Below are 21,913 nucleotides of genomic sequence, written 5' to 3' on the forward strand. Positions count from 1 at the left end.
TCAAGGCTAGAAAGGAGAAAGAAGGAAATATGAAAACAAGTACAAGTCGCGAAGCCATAAAGGCCATTCTATCCCTCTTTCTAGCTTTTTTCTGTCTTTTTACAGCTGATAGAGCTCTTGCGAGCGACTACGATCATTATAATCCCATTGAAAAGGATGCCAGCAGTACGGGCTTTGAAACCTTGCAACACCTCAACAAGGATGTTTGTGGTTGGATTAGCCTCGATGGGACCAAGGTAGACTATCCTCTCTTACAGAGTCAGGACAATGTCAAATACCTTGACCGCAATGCCTTTGGCGATTATACTGTGTCAGGTTCTATATTCCTAGACTATCGTTTTAACCCAAATTTTACGGACTTTAACACCATCATTTATGGTCACTCCATGGCTTCTGGTGCTATGTTTGGGGAGATTCAAAAATTTGCGGATCAAGATTTTTTTGAAAAGCATCGTTATGGCTCTATCTATTATAACGGCCGTGAACGAGGGCTTGAGATATTTGGAATTTTAGAAGTAGATGCATATGACACGGAGATTTACCGAACTTTGAGTTCCAACGATGAGGAACACCAGGCCTACTATCAATATTTGCTAAGTAAAGCCAAGTACAAGCGAGATGTTTCCTTGACCTCAACGGACAAGATTGTTTTATTAAGCACCTGTTTCCTTAATATTACCAACGGACGGCATATCCTCTTAGCTAAAATAACGGATGCACCAGTAAAAGCAGCCCAGGATAAAAGTGGGGAAGCAGTAGGGACGCGGTATTTCGATCAAGGCCTACCAACGCATTGGATTTATATCCTTGCCTTTCTTCTCCTGATTATCGTTATTTTACTCCTTGTCGTTATCATCCTAATCATAAGGCGAGATAGAAAGACAAAAGAACAAAAGAAATAGTAGACGTCGGAAGCGTTTACTATTTTTTTCTTTCATGATAGAATAGATAGTGAAAATAATATCATAAGGATGATAACATGAAAAAAGCTATATTAATGATGACCTTTGGATCTCCAGAGGAGATTAGTTTTGAAGGAGTAGCAGAATTTTTTACAAATATTCGTCGTGGTGTTAGACCCCAAGACCACGAGATTCAGACTCTCTATGACAACTATGTCCTTATCGGTGGGACGCCCTTGCAGCGGATTACAAGGGAAGAAGTTGCTTTAGTAAGAGAACGTATAGGGGAGGAGTACGGTATCTACTTTGCCAATAAGTTTTCTCGCCCCTTTATTCCAGACGTGATCAAGCAGATGGAAGCTGATGGTGTTGAAGAATGTATCTGCTTGATTTTGGAACCTCATTATTCCTTTTACTCGGTGATGGGGTATGAAAAGTTTTTGGAAAGTCAGCAGATCCGATTTTTAGTAATTAAGGACTGGTATCAACAACAGCCTTTGCTGGGCTTCTGGACAGATGAGATTGAAAAAATTTTACGAAACCATGTGGGAGAAGAGCCTTTCAAGGTAATCTTTTCAGCTCACAGTGTTCCCATTTTTGCCTTGGACTATGGAGATCCTTATATTGACCAGATTTTTGATAATAGCAAGCTAATCGCTGAACAACTCGGCCTAACAGCCGACCAGTATACTAATACTTGGCAGAGCGAAAGCGATATTGGAATCCCTTGGATCAAGCCAGATGTCTTAGAATATTTACGAGATCAACAGCAACATCCAGATCATTATATTTTTGTCCCGATTAGCTTTATCAGTGAGCACATCGAAGTCTTGTTTGACAACGATGTAGAATGTTATGAGTTGTGTCAAGAATTAGGTGTCACCTACCATCGTCCACCTATGCCCAATACGGATAGCCGTTTAATTGACGCTTTAGTTGCTACTGTACGAGACAGCGAAAACAAGGAATTTAAAGCTTTTCTCCCAGAAGAAGAAACCTTCGATGAGTTAGCGCCTTCGGCAACTACCAAGGACATCATGGAGGAGACAGACGACCTTCAGATGCCAGAATTTGTCAAAAAGCTCATTGAGAAAAAAGGCCGTGAAAATGTCAAGATGCCTTACTTAATTAAGAAAATGCTCGAAAAAGCTGGGAAGTTACCAAAAGAGTAAAGAAAAAAGGATTTAGCTTTAAGCTAAATCCTTTATCTGTTTTATTTTTTCTCAAGAAGAGCTTTGATTTCTTGAAGAACTTCAAGTTCAGTTGGAGCAGCAGGTGCTTCCTCAACCACTTCCTCTTTCTTACGAAGGTTTTGAGCTTTTTCAATACCTTTGATAACGAAGAAGAGAACTGTACCCACAACAAGGAAGTTGATAACAGCGCTCAAGAAGCTACCATAACCAACACCATTCCATGAAAGTTCAGTGATACGCTCAACGTTCGCAGCTTTCAAAGCTGGGTTCAAGATAAGTGGAGTGATGATATCGTTAACGAGTGAAGTTACGATAGCACCAAATGCAGAGGCAATGATCACACCGACAGCGAGGTCAACGACATTACCACGAAGCAAGAATTCTTTAAGATCCTTTAACATTTTCATAAATTCCTTTCCTATTTTTCTAATTTATTATATCCTAAATTGTGACAAAAAGCAACTTGAACGCTCAAAGTGGTCAGTTGTTCCCTTTAAAAATATAGATTTTACTGAAAATATAGTTTAAAATGATGATCAAAACTTGCGCTAAGATAGTTTCAATCGTATTAACCCTATCTATATTAAATTCAACAAACTGGCCAATAATATCAGGAAAAGTTGTAACAAAGATATAAGTTAAAAGAACGTCAAGACCAAGAGTAGAGAGACGAGCTAAGAAAAATTTAGCCAAGCGAGTCGGCCAATTCCTTCTCTCTTGTTTAAAGACGATTGTATCATTTGTGAGAAAGGCAAAGAGAATCCCGATAATATTAGCGAGGGCGGTTGCGAGGATTTCCTGGTGGCTGATATGGTAAATAACCAAACGTGATACAATAGAAACCAGAGTCGTAGCACCACCAAAAAATAGGTAGGAGAGAATCTCGTTATCAAAGAAAGCTTTTATTAGTTTTTTCATGATTTTAGTATAGCATAAAGCTGGCTAATGTGCTATACTAGAAAGGTTGATAATCTCAACCCTTGGTGCTTAGCTTCTTTCACCAAGCATATTTTACGCGGGAAATCGCTAAAGGAGAAAACATGAAAAAATTAACTGTTCGTGACATGGCAGACATCGCTATCGTTGCTGCTATTTATGTGGTTTTGACTATTACGCCACCAATCAATGTTCTTAGTTTTGGGGCGTATCAGTTCCGTATTTCAGAAATGTTGAATTTCTTGGCATTTTACAACCCCAAATACATCATCGGTGTGACAATTGGATGTATGATTGCTAATTTATTTAGTAGTTTTGGACTAATAGATGTCTTTGTTGGTGGAGGTTCTACCTTAGTTTTCCTTAGTCTAGGTGTATGGCTTTTTAGCAAATATAAAAAAGACTATCTGTTCAATGGTTTGATTCGAAAAGATCATTTCTTCTTTTCAATCCTCTTCTCCATTTCAATGATTACCATTGCAGCTGAACTCCATATCTTGACAGAAGCTCCCTTCTTCTTCACATGGTTCTCTACTGGAATTGGTGAGTTTGCATCACTTATCGTAGGTGCGATTTTGATTGGTAAACTGGGACAGCGAATCGATCTAACAAAATAAGAAGTTTATAAGCTAGATTCTTGCTAAATCTAGCTTTTTTCATTCTAGAAAATTAAAAGAGAGCGCTTGACAAGAACATAGAACTATAGTATACTTTTTAGGTAAGCTGATTTAGCTCAGTTGGCAGAGCGCATCCATGGTAAGGATGAGGTCGCCGGTTCAATCCCGGCAATTAGCATGATAGAGACAGGAAAGCCCTTGATTTACAAGGGTTTTTATTATGTCTGCCCCAAATTTTTTAAAGATATTTCTTATGCACCTGAGTAAATGAAGTGAAAGAGTTTCGACTGTTGACAAAAGTGACTCTATCTAGTAGAATAGTAGATGCGATGAGTCGATAGGTAGTCTTCGGACTGCTATTGAGCATAAGGAGGTCATAACGCAGGAGCGGACCTTGATGAGTTGTGTGAACCTGCTCATCACATGAAGATGCCTCTTAGTCCCTGGTCAATGACTAGGGATTTTTAGTTTTCAGAAAATATAACCCAAAAATGCTTTTCAATTTCTGGAAAAAGTAGTATAATACATCTATTATAGAAATTTTTAGAAAATTCCGAAAGAGGTTATTTATGGGATATACAGTTGCTGTAGTCGGCGCGACAGGTGCTGTCGGAGCTCAGATGATAAAAATGTTGGAAGAATCAACACTTCCAATCGATAAAATTCGTTACCTTGCTTCTGCTCGTTCAGCAGGCAAGACTTTGAAATTTAAAGACCAAGATATTACGATTGAAGAAACAACTGAGACAGCCTTTGAGGGTGTTGATATTGCACTCTTTTCAGCAGGTGGTTCGACATCAGCTAAGTATGCACCATACGCAGTTCAAGCTGGAGCGGTAGTAGTGGATAACACATCTTATTTCCGTCAAAATCCAGATGTACCATTGGTTGTCCCAGAGGTCAATGCTCACGCACTTGATGCCCACAATGGGATCATCGCCTGCCCTAACTGTTCAACAATCCAAATGATGGTGGCTCTTGAGCCTGTTCGTCAAAAATGGGGCTTGGACCGTATCATCGTTTCAACTTATCAAGCAGTTTCAGGTGCTGGTATGGGAGCGATTCTTGAAACACAACGTGAACTTCGTGAAGTCTTGAATGACGGTGTGAACCCACGTGACTTGCATGCAGAAATCTTACCTTCAGGTGGTGATAAGAAACGCTATCCTATCGCCTTTAACGCTCTTCCGCAAATCGATGTCTTTACTGACAATGATTACACTTACGAAGAGATGAAGATGACCAAGGAAACGAAGAAGATCATGGAAGATGACAGCATCGCAGTATCTGCAACCTGTGTTCGTATTCCAGTCTTGTCAGCTCATTCTGAGTCAGTTTATATCGAAACAAAAGAAGTTGCTCCAATCGAAGAAGTGAAAGCAGCTATCGCAGCCTTCCCAGGTGCTGTTCTTGAGGATGACGTAGCGCATCAAATCTATCCGCAAGCCATCAACGCTGTAGGCTCACGTGATACCTTTGTTGGTCGTATCCGTAAAGACTTGGATGCAGAAAAAGGAATCCACATGTGGGTTGTTTCAGATAACCTTCTCAAAGGTGCTGCTTGGAACTCGGTTCAGATTGCAGAAACGCTTCACGAACGTGGATTAGTTCGTCCAACAGCTGAGTTGAAATTTGAATTAAAATAGTCATATCGTTTAGGAGTTCAGATGAACTCCTTCTTTGAAATAGAGAGGTGTTTCTCATGTCTTATCAAGATTTAAAAGAGTGTAAAATCATAACAGCCTTTATTACCCCTTTCCATGAGGATGGTTCCATCAACTTTGATGCCATTCCAGCCTTGATTGAGCATTTATTAGCCCATCACACAGACGGCATTCTTCTGGCTGGAACGACTGCTGAGAGTCCGACTCTGACCCACGATGAAGAATTGGAACTCTTTGCGGCTGTACAAAAGATTGTCAATGGACGCGTTCCTTTGATTGCGGGGGTAGGTACCAATGATACGCGTGACTCGATCGAGTTTGTCAAAGAAGTAGCAGAATTTGGTGGTTTTGCTGCTGGTCTTGCTATCGTGCCATACTACAATAAACCTTCTCAAGAAGGCATGTATCAGCACTTTAAGGCAATTGCAGATGCTTCTGACCTACCGATTATCATCTATAACATTCCAGGGCGTGTGGTTGTCGAATTGACTCCAGAAACCATGCTTCGTTTGGCTGACCATCCAAATATCATCGGTGTTAAAGAATGTACTAGCTTGGCCAATATGGCTTACTTGATTGAGCACAAGCCAGAAGAATTTTTGATTTATACAGGTGAGGACGGAGACGCTTTCCATGCCATGAATCTTGGTGCAGATGGGGTTATCTCTGTTGCCTCTCATACAAATGGAGATGAAATGCATGCGATGTTCACTGCCATTGCAGAAAGCGATATGAAAAAAGCGGCAGCTATTCAGCGTAAATTCATTCCTAAGGTTAACGCCCTCTTCTCTTATCCAAGTCCTGCTCCGGTTAAGGCTGTTTTGAACTATATGGGATTTGAAGCTGGACCAACTCGATTACCTCTAGTTCCAGCACCAGAAGAAGATGCTAAACGCATCATCAAGGTTGTCGTAGATGGTGACTACGAAGCAACTAAGGCAACTGTAACAGGTGTCCTTAGACCAGATTACTAATAAAGACAATAAAAACCATGACCGAATGAACGATCATGGTTTTTTCTTATTTTCCTAAACAGAATTGGCTAAAGAGTTGGGTGATGAGTTCATCAGGTGCGGCATCTCCAGTGATTTCACCGAGAATTTCCCAAGTACGGGTCAAGTCAACTTGAAGCAAATCAACTGGCATCCCCAGTTCCAGACCGTCGTTAACAGCTTGTAGGCTTTCGACAGCCTTTTCAATCAAGGAAATATGACGGGCATTTGACAAGTAAGTAGCATCTTGCTCAACTAAACCAGCATTTTCAAAGAAGAGGTCGTTAATACGCTCTTCGATTTTATCAATGTTTTGGTTTTTAAGGACTGAAATGCGAATGACATCTTCTGGTAGTTCTGAAGTTTCAATTGCTTCAGGAAGATCAGTTTTATTAAGTAGAATAATGCGGTTGGTATCTTGACTGATTTCTAAGAGTTGGCGATCTTGGGCGGTCAGTGGTTCACTGGCATTTAATACTAGTAGTACCAAGTCGGCTTCTTTAAGGGCTTTTTTCGAACGCTCAACACCAATCTGCTCCACGATATCATCTGTTTCCCGAATACCAGCTGTATCAATCAATTTGAGAGGAACCCCGTTAATGTTGACGTATTCTTCGATGACATCACGGGTGGTACCAGCGATGTCAGTTACGATGGCCTTGTCTTCACGAAGGAGGTTGTTGAGGAGGCTGGATTTTCCAACGTTGGGGCGTCCGATGATGGCAGTTGAAATTCCCTCACGAAGGATCTTACCGCGACGAGCTGTTCTAAGGAGATTGGTTAACAATTGCTCAAACTCCATAGTCTTCTCACGGACAACAGCGGTAGTAGCTTCCTCAACATCGTCATACTCAGGATAGTCGATATTGACCTCTACTTGGGCAAGCGTATTGAGGATTTCTTGGCGAGTATTATTGATAAGATCAGAAAGAGAACCGTCCAATTGTTTGACTGCAATATTCATGGCCTTATCTGTCTTAGCACGGATGATGTCCATCACTGCCTCAGCCTGTGTCAAGTCTACGCGACCGTTTAGAAAGGCGCGTTTGGTAAATTCACCAGGTTCTGCCAACCGAGCTCCTTCACGGATAGCTAGTTGGAGAATCTCATTGGTCACCGCAATTCCACCGTGAGTGTTAATCTCGATAATATCCTCACGAGTGAAGGTCTTTGGAGACTTCATAGCTCCAACCATAACTTCGTCCATGACCTTCCCTGTCTGCGGGTCAATAATGTGACCGTAGTTGAGAGTATGGCTTGCAACCTTGCTCAAGTCTTTTCCTTTAAAAATCTTTTGCGCAATGGCAAAACTGTCAGTTCCGCTCAAACGGACAATACCAATGGCTCCTTCACCTAGTGGAGTAGAGATAGCAGCGATGGTATCAAATTCACGTGTAATCATACTAATTCCTTTTGTATTTCTTTTCTTAGGATAGGTATCCAAGCATCTCTTCAAATTGTAACAAAATTAGACTATTTCTTCAATGGATGCTACTTTGAGATTGAAAAAGCCTAAGCAATTCTGCTTAAGCTGGTTTATTTGGTGCGCATTTCACCTTGAGGGAAGTAGGTTCCTTCTGGCATGTCGTTGATGATGACATGAACGGCTGATTGAGGTGCTCCAGTGTTACGGACAACAGCTTCCGTTACTTCCTTAGCAAGAGCTTTCTTTTGCTCGAGCGTGCGACCTTCAAATAAATCGATGCGTACAAATGGCATAATAGCTTCCTCCACTAGTTTTTGATTTCTTCTATTTTACCACATTTTGCCGTTTAAAGCTTCAGAAAATTATGATATACTAGAATGTAGCAAAAATTTAGAAATGGACGTGAAATAGAAGCATGGCACAGTTGTATTATCGTTATGGGACCATGAACTCTGGTAAGACGATTGAGATTCTCAAGGTGGCCTATAACTATGAGGAGCAAGGAAAGGGAGTTGTGATTATGACCTCTGCTCTGGATACGCGTGACGGTGTTGGCTATGTGTCGAGTCGAATCGGTATGAAACGCCCAGCCATTGCCATTGAGGAAACGACGGATATCTTTGGTTATATCCGAGACTTACCTGAGAAACCATACTGTGTGTTGGTCGATGAAGCCCAGTTTCTCAAGCGCCACCATGTTTACGACCTAGCTCGTGTTGTGGATGAGTTAGACATACCCGTCATGGCTTTTGGTTTGAAAAATGATTTTCGAAATGAGTTGTTCGAAGGTTCAAAATACCTCTTGCTCTTAGCAGACAAGATTGAAGAAATCAAGACTATCTGTCAGTACTGTAAGAAAAAGGCTACTATGGTGTTGCGAACTCAAGATGGTGTGCCAGTCTATGATGGCGAACAAATTCAGATCGGTGGAAATGAAACCTATATCTCAGTCTGCCGTAAACATTATTTTGCACCAATGATAGCATCTAATAAGGAGCAAAACTATGACAATTGAACTAAGAGATGTTACAATGGAAAATTATTTTGATGTTCTGAATCTGAATGTTAAGGAACATCAAAAGCAATTTATTGCTACCAATGCAATTAGTTTAGCTGAAGCATATGTCTACACTAAAAATGGAGATTTTGTAGCTCCATTGGCAGTTTACGATAATAATGCAATTATTGGTTTTGTGATGTTAGCTTATGACAAAAAAATCGGAATTAGTAGTGGAAATTATTTACTATTTCGTTTTATGATTGATAAGAATTTTCAAAATCAAGGATATTTTAAACCAATTATGGATAAAGTATTAGACTATGTTCGGACAGCGCCAGCAGGTTTAAGCAATAAACTTTGGTTGTCTTATGAACCAGAAAATGAACATGCAAGATCTTGTTATCTCAGTTATGGATTTAAAGAAACTGGGGAAATATCCGAGAACGAAGTAGTAGCAATCTATGATTTAACAATTGAGAAATAAGGAGAAAAAATGAACATCTATGATCAACTACAAGCTGTAGAAGACCGTTATGAAGAGTTAGGAGAATTGCTTAGTGACCCTGATGTAGTCTCTGACACCAAGCGTTTCATGGAGCTTTCAAAAGAAGAAGCTTCAACTCGTGATACCGTAACGGCCTATCGTGAGTACAAACAAGTCCTTCAAAACATCGTTGACGCCGAAGAGATGATTAAGGAATCAGGCGGAGATGCGGACTTGGAAGAAATGGCTAAGCAAGAACTCAAAGATGCCAAGGTTGAAAAAGAAGAGTATGAAGAAAAACTAAAAATCTTGCTCCTTCCAAAGGATCCAAACGATGACAAGAACATCATCCTTGAAATCCGTGGAGCTGCAGGTGGAGATGAGGCGGCACTTTTCGCTGGAGACCTTCTAACCATGTACCAAAAGTATGCGGAAGCCCAAGGTTGGCGCTTTGAAGTCATGGAAGCCTCTATCAATGGTGTCGGTGGATTCAAAGAAGTGGTTGCTATGGTTTCAGGTCAGTCTGTTTACTCTAAGCTTAAGTATGAGTCTGGTGCCCATCGTGTACAACGTGTCCCAGTGACAGAAAGTCAAGGTCGTGTTCATACTTCAACAGCGACAGTTCTTGTCATGCCGGAAGTGGAAGAAGTTGAATACGATATTGATCCAAAAGACCTTCGTGTTGACATTTACCACGCATCCGGTGCTGGTGGACAGAACGTCAACAAGGTTGCGACTGCCGTTCGTATTGTTCACTTGCCAACCAATATTAAGGTTGAAATGCAGGAAGAACGTACCCAGCAGAAAAACCGTGAGAAAGCTATGAAGATTATCCGTGCGCGTGTTGCTGACCACTTTGCACAGATTGCACAAGACGAACAAGACGCTGAGCGTAAGTCGACAATTGGTACTGGTGACCGTTCAGAACGGATTCGTACTTATAACTTCCCACAAAACCGTGTCACAGACCACCGTATTGGCTTGACCCTCCAAAAACTAGATACTATCTTGTCTGGTAAATTGGATGAAGTTGTGGATGCCTTGGTGCTCTATGACCAAACGCAAAAATTAGAAGAATTAAACAAATAATGAAATTAGCTCAATTATTTTCAGATTTTGAGGAAGAGTTGATAAGACAAGGAGAGGAAGCAGAAAGCCTCTCTTTTGTCTACCGTAGCCTAAAAAATCTCTCTTTTACGGACTTTGTCTTTGCTCTTCAGCAGGAAGTGGCAAAAGAGGAAGAAAATTTTGTAGAAGAAATTTACCAGCAGTTAGTGGCTCACAAACCGGCGCAGTACATCATTGGTCACGCAGATTTTTTTGGAATGCAGTTAAAAGTAGATGAGCGGGTTTTGATTCCTCGTCCAGAGACAGAAGAGTTGGTGGAACTCATCCTCACAGAAAATCCTGAGGAAAGTCTTGAGGTTCTAGATATCGGGACTGGAAGTGGTGCCATAGCTCTTGGATTAGCTAAAAACAGACCAGATTGGTCAGTGACAGCAGCAGATATTTCACAAGATGCCTTAGAGCTCGCATCAGAGAATGCTAAAAATCAAAATATTAATATATTTTTTAAAAAATCTGATTGTTTTGCAGAAATTTCTGAAAAATATGATATAATTGTATCCAATCCACCCTATATCTCTCGTGAAGATGAGTCAGAGGTCGGTTTGAATGTTTTGCATTCGGAGCCTCATCTAGCTCTCTTTGCAGATGAGGATGGCCTAGCTATTTACCGCAGAATTGCGGAAGATGCAAAAGACTATCTCACAGATGGTGGTAAGATTTACCTTGAAATTGGATACAAGCAAGGTCAAAGTGTTCCTGCGCTTTTTAGGAAACATCTTCCTGAAAAACGGGTACGAATACTCAGGGACCAATTTGGTCAAGATAGGATGGTTGTAGTTGATGATGGACAGGATTAGACAAGAGTTGAAAAAGGGTGGGGCAGTTGTCTTACCTACCGAGACGGTTTATGGTCTCTTTGCTAAAGCTCTAGACGAAAAAGCAGTGGATTCTGTTTACCAACTCAAACGTCGTCCCAGAGACAAGGCTCTTAACCTCAATGTTGCCTCTCTGGAAGATATCTTGCACTTTTCTAAGAATCAGCCAACCTATCTTCAAAAACTTGTAGAGACTTTTTTACCAGGTCCCTTGACCATCATTCTCGAAGCCAATGACAGAGTTCCCTATTGGGTAAATTCTGGTCTTGCAACTGTTGGATTTCGGATGCCGAGTCACCCCATTACGCTGGATTTGATTCGAGAGACAGGTCCTTTGATTGGGCCGTCTGCCAATATCTCAGGTCAGGCAAGTGGAGTAACCTTTCAAGAAATTCTGAAAGATTTTGACCAAGAGGTTTTGGGTCTGGAAGACGATGCTTTTCTAACAGGACAGGATTCAACTATTTTGGATTTGTCTGGAGAAAAGGTGAAAATCTTACGCCAAGGAGCCATTAAGCAAGAGGATATTCTTGCACAGTTACCAGAGATTTCTTTTGAGGAGGAGGAGTGAGATGCTAAGAGATTTGCAAGAAACAGATGTGAAAGCGATATGCGACATTAACCAAGAGGCTTTGGGCTATGCTTTTAGTCCAGAAAACACGGCTAGTCAATTAGCTAGACTATCTCAAGATTCCCATCATTTCCTACTTGGTTATGAGAATGCAGCCAGCCATGTCTTGCTGGGCTATGTTCACGCTGAGGTTTATGAATCCCTTTATTCTAAAGCAGGATTTAATATCTTAGCCTTAGCAGTATCACCTCAAGCTCAAGGGCAAGGTATCGGTAAAAGCTTACTGCAAGGGTTGGAAGACGAAGCAAAAAGACGTTGTTATGAGTTTATCCGCTTAAACTCTGCCGATCATCGTCTGGGTGCTCATGCATTTTATGAAAAAGTTGGTTATACTTGTGATAAAATGCAGAAACGGTTTATTCGCATCTTTTAGTTTATTTTCTTATTGTAAAACAAACTAAAGGACCAGTCACACTATAAAGGAGAAGACCTATGATTTTTGACAAAGATGATTTTAAAGCCTACGATGCTGATCTATGGAATGCTATTGCCAAAGAAGAAGAACGCCAACAAAACAATATTGAGTTGATTGCTTCCGAAAACGTGGTTTCTAAGGCCGTTATGGCAGCTCAAGGGTCTATCTTGACGAATAAATACGCTGAAGGTTACCCAGGACGCCGTTATTATGGTGGAACTGATGTGGTAGACGTGGTAGAGACTCTTGCTATTGAACGTGCAAAAGAAATTTTCGGTGCTAAGTTCGCCAATGTTCAACCTCACTCAGGAAGCCAAGCCAACTGTGCGGCTTACATGGCCTTGATTGAGCCAGGTGATACCGTTATGGGGATGGATTTGGCTGCAGGTGGACACTTGACCCACGGAGCTCCAGTTAGCTTCTCTGGTCAAACCTACAACTTTGTTTCTTATAGTGTGGATCCTGAAACAGAACTCTTGGACTTTGATGCTATCTTGAAACAAGCCCAAGAAGTAAAACCAAAACTAATCGTAGCTGGTGCATCAGCTTATTCTCAAATTATTGACTTCTCAAAATTCCGTGAAATCGCAGATGCAGTTGGCGCTAAGCTCATGGTCGATATGGCCCATATCGCTGGTTTGGTTGCAGCTGGTCTTCACCCTAGCCCAGTGCCATACGCTCATATCACTACAACAACGACCCACAAAACCCTTCGTGGACCTCGTGGTGGCTTGATTTTGACTAATGACGAAGAACTTGCTAAGAAAATCAACTCAGCTATTTTCCCTGGTATTCAAGGTGGTCCTTTGGAGCATGTTGTCGCTGCTAAGGCGGTTTCATTCAAAGAAGTTTTGGATCCAGCCTTCAAGGAATATGCTGCCAATGTCATCAAAAACAGCAAGGCTATGGTTGAAGTCTTCTTGCAAGACCCTGATTTCCGTATCATTTCTGGCGGTACTGAAAACCACCTCTTCCTAGTGGATGTAACTAAGGTTGTAGAGAACGGAAAAGTTGCTCAAAACTTGCTGGATGAGGCTAATATTACCCTAAATAAAAACTCAATCCCTTACGAAACCTTGTCACCATTCAAGACAAGTGGTATTCGTATTGGATCTGCAGCCATCACTGCACGCGGATTTGGTGAAGAAGAAAGCCGTAAAGTGGCTGAACTCATCATTAAAACCCTTAAAAATGCAGAAAATGAAGCTGTCTTAGAAGAAGTGAGAAGTGAAGTCAAAGCGTTGACAGATGCCTTCCCACTATACGAGGACTAATACTTTTATGGACATTTATATTAAGAAAGCTATTATCCATCAGTTCAGCCCAGACGATACCGAGCTGTTTCTAGCGGATAAGTTTCTCAATATCACTCCAAAAATCGAAGAATACCTGCGCAAAAAAATTGAACGTGTGTATTCAGATGAAGCTAAGACTGGGATTTTCGAAGTAGAAAATCCCTTCTTCAATCACATCACAGATGATTTGTTGGAGACATCAGTAACACTGGCTAATCTCTGGAAAGAGGAGTTTAGCATTTCTGAAAATCTCAAGACCAATGACTTGGTTTTTGTTCAGTTTTCTAAAGAAGGCGTTGAACATTTTGCTTTCTTGCGAATCGCCCTGCGTGAGACCTTGACCCACCTTGGTGGAGAAGTTGATAACCCAATCAAGCTGACTCAGAATAACCTGCCTGGATTTGGAACGGGAGCTGATGAGGCCTTGGTGGTCAATCTTCAAAGTCGCAAGTACCATCTCATCGAAAAACGTATCAAGTACAATGGGACTTTCTTGAATTATTTTTCAGATAATCTTCTTGCTGTAGCCCCTAAGATTTCACCAAAGAAGTCCATCAAGGAACTGGAAAAAACGGCTCAGAGAATTGCAGAGTCCTTTAATACAGATGATTTTCAATTTCAATCCAAGGTCAAATCAGCGATTTTCAACAATCTTGAAGAAAGCAATGAACTGTCACCTGAAAAATTGGCTAACGACCTTTTTGACAACAATCTGACAGCTCGTTTGAGCTTTATTGATCAAGTCAAGGAAGCTGTACCAGAACCAGTTCAGTTTGATGAAATTGATGCCAGTCGTCAGCTCAAGAAATTTGAAAATCAAAAACTTTCCTTGTCAAACGGAATCGAACTCATCGTTCCCAATAACGTCTATCAAGACGCAGAATCGGTCGAATTTATCCAAAATGACAATGGAACCTATTCTATCTTAATCAAAAATATCGAGGATATTCAAAGTAAATAATGTTTAAATTTATAAGAAGAGTGCTTGTGATAGCAGTCTTCCTTTTCGCAGGATACAAAGCTTATCATATCCATCAGGATGTTAAACAAGTCATGACCTACCAACCCATGGTGCGAGAAATCTTGAGTGAAAGAGATACTCCAGCCAATGAAGAGTTGGTGCTCGCCATGATTTATACGGAAACGAAGGGAAAAGAGCGGGATGTCATGCAGTCTAGTGAGTCTGCTAGTGGCGCTACCAATACCATCAAAGACGATGCCTCTAGTATTCGACAAGGAATTCAAACTCTAACAGATAACCTTTATCTTGCACAAAACAAAGGAGTAGATGTCTGGACCGCCGTTCAAGCCTATAATTTTGGACCTGCCTATATCGACTTTATCGCTCAGAATGGTAAGGAAAATACACTAGCATTAGCCAAGCGTTATTCCCGAGAAACGGTCGCTCCTATCCTTGGAAATACCACTGGGAAGACCTACACCTACATCAACCCAATTTCTATCTTTCACGGAGCCGAACTCTATGAAAATGGTGGAAATTATTACTACTCGAGACAAGTTCGCTTTAATCTCTATATCATGAAATTCTTTAATTTCTTCTAAGCATCTGGTTTTACCAGGTGTTTTTTCACTATAAGCTTTCTTTAAGATTGTTTTATTAACCTAGAAAGGTAAAGGAGGGAATATCCCATGAGAAAGAAATTCTTTCTAACAAGCGCTGCAGTATTGTGGGCCGCAACAGTTATGACAAGCGTCCACGCAGCAACCGATGTTCAAAAAGTAATCGATGAAACCTATGTACAACCTGAATATGTTCTAGGTTCTTCTCTATCTGAAGACCAGAAAAACCAAACTCTTAGCAAACTTGGCTATGATGCATCAAAAGACACCAAAGATATCAAAACCATGACACCTGATATCTATTCGAAAATTATGAATGTGGCTAATGATGCTAGTCTACAGCTCTATTCATCAGCTAAGATTCAAAAACTAGGTGACAAGTCACCTCTAGAGGTCAAGATTGAAACGCCTGAAAATATCACCAAGGTAACGCAGGATATGTATCGTAATGCAGCAGTGACCCTGGGAGTTGAGCATGCCAAAATCACAGTTGCAGCTCCTATACCAGTTACAGGTGAGAGCGCCCTAGCTGGGATTTACTACTCGTTAGAGGCCAATGGTGCTAAAGTACCGCAAGCCAATAAAGACCTAGCCCAAGAAGAACTAAAAGCCTTGTCCGATATCAATGCTGAAAACAAGGACAAGTCAGGTTATGATGCTAATAAACTCAATGTCGCTTTGGCAGATATCAAGGCAGGAATCGCAAAAGCAAAAGAAGCCAAAGGCAATCTGACAGAAGAAGATGTCCGCAAAATCGTTGAAGACACCTTAAAAAACTACAAACTCGATCAGGTTATAACAGGAAACCAGGTCAATATCATCATCAATTTTGCGCTCAACCTCTCAAAGAGTGACATTTTGAACAATGCTGATTTCACCAAAACCCTAAATGATCTCAAACAAAGCATCGTTTCCCAAGCTGGAGATAGTTTTAAAAATATCAATCTCAATTTTGATGCCAATAAAGCGCTAGAAGAGGGTGGCAACTTCTTTAGCTCTCTTTGGCAAGCCATTGTCAACTTCTTCAAGAGTTTTGGTGCTTAGGTCATTTCATGATATAATAGATGGTAACAGAAATGTTGCCGTCTTTTTTTAGACCGATAGAAAGTGAAGAATATGTTAAAGAAAAATGATATTGTAGAAGTTGAAATTGTTGATTTGACCCATGAAGGGGCAGGAGTTGCCAAGGTTGATGGCTTGGTCTTTTTTGTAGAGAATGCTCTTCCGACTGAGAAAATTCTTATGCGAGTCCTTAAAGTCACTAAAAAGATTGGCTTTGGGAAGGTTGAAGAATACCTTGTTCAATCACCTCATCGTAACCAAGATTTAGATTTGGCTTATCTACGTTCAGGAATTGCTGATTTGGGGCATCTTGCCTACCCAGAGCAGCTCAAGTTTAAAACCAAGCAAGTCAAAGACAGTCTCTACAAGATTGCTGGCATTAGAGATGTAGAGGTCGCTGAAATGCTGGGTATGGAAAATCCAGTCAAGTATCGAAATAAGGCGCAAGTGCCTGTTCGTCGAGTGAATGGTGTCTTGGAAACTGGCTTTTTCCGTAAGAATTCGCATGATCTCATGCCTCTAGAAGATTTCTTTATCCAAGATCCAGTGATCGACCAGGTTGTAGTAGCCCTACGTGACTTACTCCGTCGTTATGATTTGAAACCTTATGATGAACAGGAACAGTCTGGCTTGATTCGCAATCTCGTTGTGCGTCGTGGGCACTATTCAGGACAAATCATGGTTATCTTAGTGACTACACGTCCTAAAATTTTCCGAGTGGAGCAATTGATTGAACAAATCATCAAGCAGTTCCCAGAGATTGTGTCTGTCATGCAAAATATCAACGACCAAAATACCAATGCGATTTTCGGTAAGGACTGGCGGACACTTTATGGTCAGGACTACATTACCGACCAGATGTTGGGAAATGATTTCCAAATCTCTGGACCAGCCTTTTATCAGGTCAATACTGAAATGGCAGAGAAACTCTACCAGACAGCCATTGATTTTGCAGAATTAAAAGGAGATGATGTGGTGATTGATGCTTACTCAGGAATTGGAACGATTGGATTGTCTGTTGCGAAACATGTAAAGGAAGTCTACGGTGTTGAAGTGATTCCAGAAGCAGTAGAGAATAGCAAAAAGAATGCCCGACTAAACAATATCTCAAACGCCCACTATGTATGTGATACAGCTGAAAATGCAATGAGGAGCTGGCTAAAGGAAGGTATTCAACCCACTGTAATCTTGGTTGATCCTCCACGCAAGGGCTTGACCGAAAGCTTTATCAAAGCAAGCGCCCAAACAGGAGCAGACCGCATTGCCTATATCTCCTGCAATGTCGCAACTATGGCGCGTGATATCAAGCTCTACCAAGAATTGGGTTATGAACTGCAGAAAGTACAGCCGGTGGATCTATTTCCTCAAACGCACCATATCGAGGTTGTAGGACTGCTGGAGAGAAAGGGATAAAGCCCACCGTTTCAGGGTTTACAAAAGACTTGATATTCGGTTTTTTTGAATTTTTGAGTGAAGTATAAATCTAACAGTCTAAAGTGATGTAGTAGGATTGGTAGTGGTAAAGTATGAAATTTATTCCCACATACGCAGAGGGGGTGCAAAATGTTCCAGCAGGTAGGGTGTCTGTGGGAATTGTTTTGCACCCCCTTTTTTTGATATCACCAAGATGGTCGATGGAAGTAGGAGTTCAGTAATTGATACAATAGTTTACAATGAAATGCTTTATAACCTAGTATTTCTATATTGAAAGATGTGACATGCTTGATTGCATACATCAAATAGTGGGAAGTATTCAATCGATTTATAAAGTTGAATCAAAATTCTAAAAAACACTTGCAATCTGACGAGTTTGTGATACAATATTGACTATAAGGTTATCAGGAAGATGACCAAGTCAAAAAAGGAGAATAATGATATGCCAGCAATTTCGTTGACCCCAGAACAGTTAAAGTCTGAAGCACAAACTTATACCAATGCTTCTGAACAATTGAAAGATGCCATTAACAAAGTTTCAGGCGCAAATGGTCGTCTTCAAGGACAATGGCAGGGTGCGGCTTTCCAATCTTACTTGGAACAATTCCAACAATTATCAGTAAGCGTAACTCAAATGGAACAACTTCTTGAAAGTATCCATGCACAATTGAATCAATACGCAGATACTGTTGCTGATCGTGACCGTCAGGATGCAACTTCATTTGGTTTGAATTAATCATCGGTGAACGGTGCTTCGAAAGGGGCGTCGTTTTTTGCTAGTTATAAGTGGAAAAGGGAATAATGAATAGTCCTCATAAAGAAAAACGATACTTAAAAATTTTAACTGCAGTAGCATTCGTATCCCTGTTATCAGGTTCTCTTGTTTATTTTGCATTAAAGGATCAGAGCCTTCACTATTCAAGTGAGATCAAGCAAACTGCTAAGGTTCAATATGCGCTTGTGAATGAAGATAAAGGTGCAAGGTTTGAAAATACTGATTATAATTTAGGCTCGGATTTTGTCACTTTAATTAATCAGGATACAGAGAATAACTGGGAGACAACTAATCGTAGCGTGGCTGAAGCAGGATTGAAGTCTGGTCAGTTTGATGCAGTTATTACTCTTCCGTCAGACTTTTCTGAGAAATTGTTGAGCTTAGAGAGTGTTTCTCCAGAAAAAGCCACTGTTTCTTACCAGATTCGCGAAGGGCAAAACGAACAAGCTAATCAGGCTGTCCACAGTCAAGTTAATACAGTCTTACAAGGATTTAATCAACGGGTGGTTCGGATGTATTTTTCGAGCATCATTCGGAATCTTTCAGATGCACAGACGAATGTGAATCAGATGGCAACTACAGAGTTGTCTCAAAATACGTTCATCATTTCAAATATTCAAGCTCCATTTTCGACCCTACCAGATTCATTTAGAAGTACTCAATCCATTGCAAATAGTCTGAAGACAGATAATGAACTCTTTAAGACCCAACAAGAAGCTTTTGTTAAATCAGTCGCAAGCAGCATGGAAGCGAACAACAACTCTTTAGATGTTTCTGGGAAAGCCCTTGAGTCTACAACAAACTCTGTGAATGAGTTTTCAAAAGAAGCTAATACTCGTCTTGAAAAGTCAACCGACCAATATAAGGAGCAATCTGAAAAAGATAAGACTACCTTGGAAAAACAATGGACAGATGATCAGAAACATTATTTTGACTTGTATAATGCCCTTTACACTGTCGGGAATGCTAAATTAAAAGAATTGCAGTCTTCCGATACGGCAACCGGTTCCTTTATGGTAGATTTCAAGGCTAAGGCGGGGGAGTATAAAACTGCACAAAGTAAGGTCAAGGGGAACTTAGAGGCACAAATCACTTCTTTAGAAAAAGAAGTAGCGGAGCTTAGAGCACTCAGGGAGACCATTGCAGAGACTTATTATGGCTCTAAGGATTTAAGTGATCAGACAGCTACTGATAAAGATATTCGCTCGGCTATTTTGAACTTAATGACGAAGCCAGAAAATCGAAGCAAACTCCCTAAGCAGTATATTGAGGCAATTGCTAGTCACTTACCGATGATTTCATCTGGAGATTTGAGTGCTCTCATTGCTAAATTAGAGCAAGATAAATTGATCTCATCAGATGAGGCTACAACTTATCGTAATGCACTGAAAATTGTGTCTAACTACAGTAGCGAGTTGGGTGGCTCTTTAGGACAAAATACAACCTTTAAGTATCTGTCCTCAGCAGCTACTGTTACTAGTCCAGTGACCTATCCCATTCACCAAACTCTAGAATTTGATCCGTCAACTGGTAGTCAGACAGTCCAATTGAACATCGATGATGCAAAGATGGGGAATCTTGAACTGGAAGGTGTGACGAAAGATTCAATTGAAGCCTCTATCCGTCAACAGTTAAAAGATACAGTCTATCATGTGACAGCTGCAGTATCAGGAAATACAATTCAAGTCACATTTGTCAATGAAAGAACGGCGTCAACTACTCCTGTCGCCTCTTCGGGCTCAGGGGGATCAAGTACTTCAAGTGCGGGTGCAAGTGATGCAGCAACATCTACAAATTCCACTTCTACAAGTGAAAGTACGGCAGCAACGCCAACTACTTCATCAGAAGTCAGTCAACCAAGCTATGCGACACTTCCTAAAAAGGTGAGTGTCACGATTAGTGGTCAGATAAAGTGGAATTTATCTGATGATGTGAAAAAGAATTCCTATAACCAAGTAGGTTATAGTTGGACAGATGGAAGTTCAGTTCAAGCTAGTGCTCAATTATCTGTCTTTAATGGTAAGTATGACACTTTGGCTGAGGATTTACCTGCGATTCTGAAAAACTTCCAAAACCTAGACCTTACTGCCCAACAAATCGTTACTTTATTTGCATCACCAGGGGCAAGTTTAGATATCAATCAATTTGCAGGCACGCTATCAAGTGGTACTCTCGTACAAAAGGCTAGTCCAGATTCTGTATATAGTCTCTACAATAATCTAACTGACGATGAACGGGCTTCAGAAATATCGGATGTTTTAGTTACGAAGTATCGACTTGCAGGAGATAATTTATACAAACAGGTAGATCAGCAATTAAAGGATGTGACAGATATTCTAGGTGAAAAAGAGAATCCTAAAGAAGGCACCCTTCATCAAGTGTATCAGTCTCTCCCAGACTCAGATTTGCTTGTTAAGCAAGCTTCTGCCTTAAATACCTGGTATGGGGAAATGCAGAAGGTCTTAGATGAGGCTCATAATCAGTGGAAAGATTCTGAGAAACTTGCTTATGAATCAGTTGTCAATGATCAAAATCCACAACCAGAGAAGATGAATACCTCTAAGCTGGAAGAAGATGTGAAGTCACTTTTGTCTCAATACGATAGCTTACGAGATAGTTCTAAAAAAGCTGCACAAGCTACAGCTGATGGAGCTGCTCAGGTACGAGATATCTCACCACAAATCCAACAGTTAAACGAGACAACAGAGTCGGTTCAAAAGTCTGCAGATGGTGTTCTTTCCAGTCTGAATCAGAGTGTGAAGGAAACAAGTGGTACAGTTGAGAAAAATACCTCTTATGCAGAACAGTTTGGAAAGGTGCTTGCCAATGCGAAAAGTGGAGGTGCTGATAACAAGCAAGTGTTTAATTTCTTATCCGATCCAATTACTACAAAAGTTACAGAAGGTAAGACACAGGCAGCTAGTCACATTTCCATCATCCCCTATTATATGACCTTGTTGTTATCGGTTATTTCTTTTGTGATAGCTATGACGATCGGACGCTTTGTTAAAGATAGACAGGAAAGGGAAGAAACTGATCTTTTGACAACGAAAAAGTGGGACTTGAAACTTCAAAGTTTCTTACCGACAATCATAACAGTTGCTGTTGGTTCGATTTTGTTTTCAGGAGTTACAATAGGAGTAGCAACAGCAGCTAATGGATTCTTATGGTTCATTTATAGCTTTATGTTAATGGCAAGCTTGATTTTGATGCTATCTTACGGCTTGAAGAAAGCCCCGTATCCGACTTATATTGTATCCGCATCCCTCTTAGGTTTTTATCTCCTACTAACTCCTATTTTGGGAGTAGCAACTCAATCAGGAAGTTTCCTTAATTTCTTATATCGAATGTCTCCGTTACAAAATATTGAAAATGGCTTTAGTTATCTCTTGGTCGGTGGTAGCTTAAGCATTGTAACGATTCTTCTACTCTTATTATTTGTAGGAATCGGAGTTAGTCTTAATCTCTTTACAAGAAAGAAATAATCAAGGTAAGGATCCGTAAGGATCCTTTTTGCCTTCTTGTGAGATGGTGTGATTTGTAGTATAATAAAGCTATCTTTA

Annotated in this window: 22 protein-coding genes, 1 tRNA gene and 1 riboswitch; of the genes, 19 read left to right on the forward strand and 4 right to left on the reverse strand. The window is 40.6% G+C overall.

The features are described from left to right. The first annotated feature begins 29 nt into the window (after positions 1–29). On the forward strand, positions 30–902 hold the full coding sequence (gene srtB, locus NML69_RS03380; protein WP_049477724.1) for a class B sortase: 873 nt from the start codon (positions 30–32) through the stop codon (positions 900–902). Positions 903–979: 77 nt separating this feature from the next. Then, a complete protein-coding gene (hemH, locus tag NML69_RS03385) occupies positions 980–2,074 on the forward strand; it encodes a ferrochelatase (protein WP_254725297.1) in 1,095 nt (364 codons plus the stop codon). A gap of 41 nt (positions 2,075–2,115) precedes the next feature. On the opposite strand, the gene mscL is transcribed toward hemH, so the two are convergent. Both mscL and NML69_RS03395 read right to left on the reverse strand, forming a co-directional pair. Further along, positions 2,116–2,496 carry a large conductance mechanosensitive channel protein MscL gene (gene mscL / locus NML69_RS03390; RefSeq protein ID WP_302851694.1) on the reverse strand — a complete coding sequence of 127 codons (381 nt, stop codon included), beginning with the start codon at positions 2,494–2,496 and terminating at the stop codon, positions 2,116–2,118. A 79-nt stretch (positions 2,497–2,575) separates the two neighbouring features. Next, entirely contained in the window at positions 2,576–3,013 is a 438-nt protein-coding gene (locus tag NML69_RS03395) for a GtrA family protein (protein ID WP_254725299.1), read from the reverse strand. Between the two features lie 28 nt (positions 3,014–3,041). Then, positions 3,042–3,138: riboswitch (PreQ1 riboswitch) on the forward strand. On the opposite strand from NML69_RS03395, the gene NML69_RS03400 reads away from it, so the two are divergent. The 4 genes from NML69_RS03400 (at position 3,136) to dapA (ending at position 6,286) form a co-directional block, all read left to right on the forward strand. Continuing rightward, positions 3,136–3,648: a QueT transporter family protein gene (locus tag NML69_RS03400; RefSeq protein WP_254725300.1), complete on the forward strand. Its 513-nt coding sequence runs from the start codon at positions 3,136–3,138 to the stop codon at positions 3,646–3,648. It overlaps the preceding riboswitch by 3 nt. A 105-nt stretch (positions 3,649–3,753) precedes the next feature. Then, positions 3,754–3,826, forward strand: a tRNA-Thr gene (locus tag NML69_RS03405). A gap of 391 nt (positions 3,827–4,217) precedes the next feature. Continuing rightward, positions 4,218–5,294, forward strand: a complete 1,077-nt coding sequence (locus NML69_RS03410) for an aspartate-semialdehyde dehydrogenase (protein ID WP_254725301.1) — start codon at positions 4,218–4,220, stop codon at positions 5,292–5,294. A 56-nt stretch (positions 5,295–5,350) separates the two neighbouring features. Further along, on the forward strand, positions 5,351–6,286 hold the full coding sequence (dapA, locus tag NML69_RS03415; protein ID WP_254725302.1) for a 4-hydroxy-tetrahydrodipicolinate synthase: 936 nt from the start codon (positions 5,351–5,353) through the stop codon (positions 6,284–6,286). A 46-nt stretch (positions 6,287–6,332) separates the two neighbouring features. On the opposite strand, the gene mnmE is transcribed toward dapA, so the two are convergent. Both mnmE and NML69_RS03425 read right to left on the reverse strand, forming a co-directional pair. After that, a complete protein-coding gene (gene mnmE / locus NML69_RS03420) occupies positions 6,333–7,706 on the reverse strand; it encodes a tRNA uridine-5-carboxymethylaminomethyl(34) synthesis GTPase MnmE (protein ID WP_254725303.1) in 1,374 nt (457 codons plus the stop codon). A 134-nt stretch (positions 7,707–7,840) separates the two neighbouring features. Further along, entirely contained in the window at positions 7,841–8,023 is a 183-nt protein-coding gene (locus tag NML69_RS03425; RefSeq protein WP_001117401.1) for a 4-oxalocrotonate tautomerase, read from the reverse strand. Positions 8,024–8,145: 122 nt separating this feature from the next. On the opposite strand from NML69_RS03425, the gene NML69_RS03430 reads away from it, so the two are divergent. The 13 genes from NML69_RS03430 to esaA all read left to right on the forward strand — a co-directional run bounded on the left by NML69_RS03430 (position 8,146) and on the right by esaA (position 21,835). Then, a complete protein-coding gene (locus tag NML69_RS03430; protein WP_061452502.1) occupies positions 8,146–8,745 on the forward strand; it encodes a thymidine kinase in 600 nt (199 codons plus the stop codon). Beyond that, positions 8,735–9,214 carry a GNAT family N-acetyltransferase gene (locus NML69_RS03435; protein WP_254725304.1) on the forward strand — a complete coding sequence of 160 codons (480 nt, stop codon included), beginning with the start codon at positions 8,735–8,737 and terminating at the stop codon, positions 9,212–9,214. The genes NML69_RS03430 and NML69_RS03435 overlap by 11 nt, the downstream gene beginning before the upstream one ends. A 9-nt stretch (positions 9,215–9,223) precedes the next feature. Next, a complete protein-coding gene (gene prfA, locus NML69_RS03440; RefSeq protein ID WP_001028816.1) occupies positions 9,224–10,303 on the forward strand; it encodes a peptide chain release factor 1 in 1,080 nt (359 codons plus the stop codon). Then, positions 10,303–11,139, forward strand: coding sequence for a peptide chain release factor N(5)-glutamine methyltransferase (prmC, locus tag NML69_RS03445; RefSeq protein WP_254725305.1), 837 nt, complete (start codon positions 10,303–10,305; stop codon positions 11,137–11,139). The genes prfA and prmC overlap by 1 nt, the downstream gene beginning before the upstream one ends. Beyond that, positions 11,123–11,728: an L-threonylcarbamoyladenylate synthase gene (locus NML69_RS03450; RefSeq protein ID WP_254725306.1), complete on the forward strand. Its 606-nt coding sequence runs from the start codon at positions 11,123–11,125 to the stop codon at positions 11,726–11,728. Before prmC ends, NML69_RS03450 begins: the two co-directional genes overlap by 17 nt. Before the next feature lies 1 nt (position 11,729). Beyond that, on the forward strand, positions 11,730–12,161 hold the full coding sequence (locus tag NML69_RS03455; protein ID WP_254725307.1) for a GNAT family N-acetyltransferase: 432 nt from the start codon (positions 11,730–11,732) through the stop codon (positions 12,159–12,161). A 59-nt stretch (positions 12,162–12,220) separates the two neighbouring features. Further along, on the forward strand, positions 12,221–13,477 hold the full coding sequence (gene glyA, locus NML69_RS03460; protein WP_254725308.1) for a serine hydroxymethyltransferase: 1,257 nt from the start codon (positions 12,221–12,223) through the stop codon (positions 13,475–13,477). A 7-nt stretch (positions 13,478–13,484) separates the two neighbouring features. Continuing rightward, positions 13,485–14,459 (forward strand): nucleoid-associated protein, encoded by a 975-nt coding sequence (locus NML69_RS03465; RefSeq protein ID WP_061587079.1) that lies wholly within the window; start codon positions 13,485–13,487, stop codon positions 14,457–14,459. After that, positions 14,459–15,061: a lysozyme family protein gene (locus NML69_RS03470; protein WP_254725309.1), complete on the forward strand. Its 603-nt coding sequence runs from the start codon at positions 14,459–14,461 to the stop codon at positions 15,059–15,061. Before NML69_RS03465 ends, NML69_RS03470 begins: the two co-directional genes overlap by 1 nt. Positions 15,062–15,148: 87 nt before the next feature. Continuing rightward, positions 15,149–16,123: a DUF1002 domain-containing protein gene (locus tag NML69_RS03475; RefSeq protein WP_254725310.1), complete on the forward strand. Its 975-nt coding sequence runs from the start codon at positions 15,149–15,151 to the stop codon at positions 16,121–16,123. A 72-nt stretch (positions 16,124–16,195) separates the two neighbouring features. Next, positions 16,196–17,554, forward strand: coding sequence for a 23S rRNA (uracil(1939)-C(5))-methyltransferase RlmD (gene rlmD, locus NML69_RS03480; protein ID WP_254725311.1), 1,359 nt, complete (start codon positions 16,196–16,198; stop codon positions 17,552–17,554). Between the two features lie 463 nt (positions 17,555–18,017). Continuing rightward, a complete protein-coding gene (locus tag NML69_RS03485) occupies positions 18,018–18,311 on the forward strand; it encodes a WXG100 family type VII secretion target (RefSeq protein WP_001110967.1) in 294 nt (97 codons plus the stop codon). A 65-nt stretch (positions 18,312–18,376) separates the two neighbouring features. Beyond that, positions 18,377–21,835, forward strand: a complete 3,459-nt coding sequence (gene esaA / locus NML69_RS03490) for a type VII secretion protein EsaA (protein ID WP_254725312.1) — start codon at positions 18,377–18,379, stop codon at positions 21,833–21,835. The last annotated feature ends 78 nt before the right edge of the window (positions 21,836–21,913 follow it).

The organism is Streptococcus sp. CF8-6 (assembly GCF_024295845.1).
Lineage (GTDB): Bacteria > Bacillota > Bacilli > Lactobacillales > Streptococcaceae > Streptococcus > Streptococcus oralis_BO.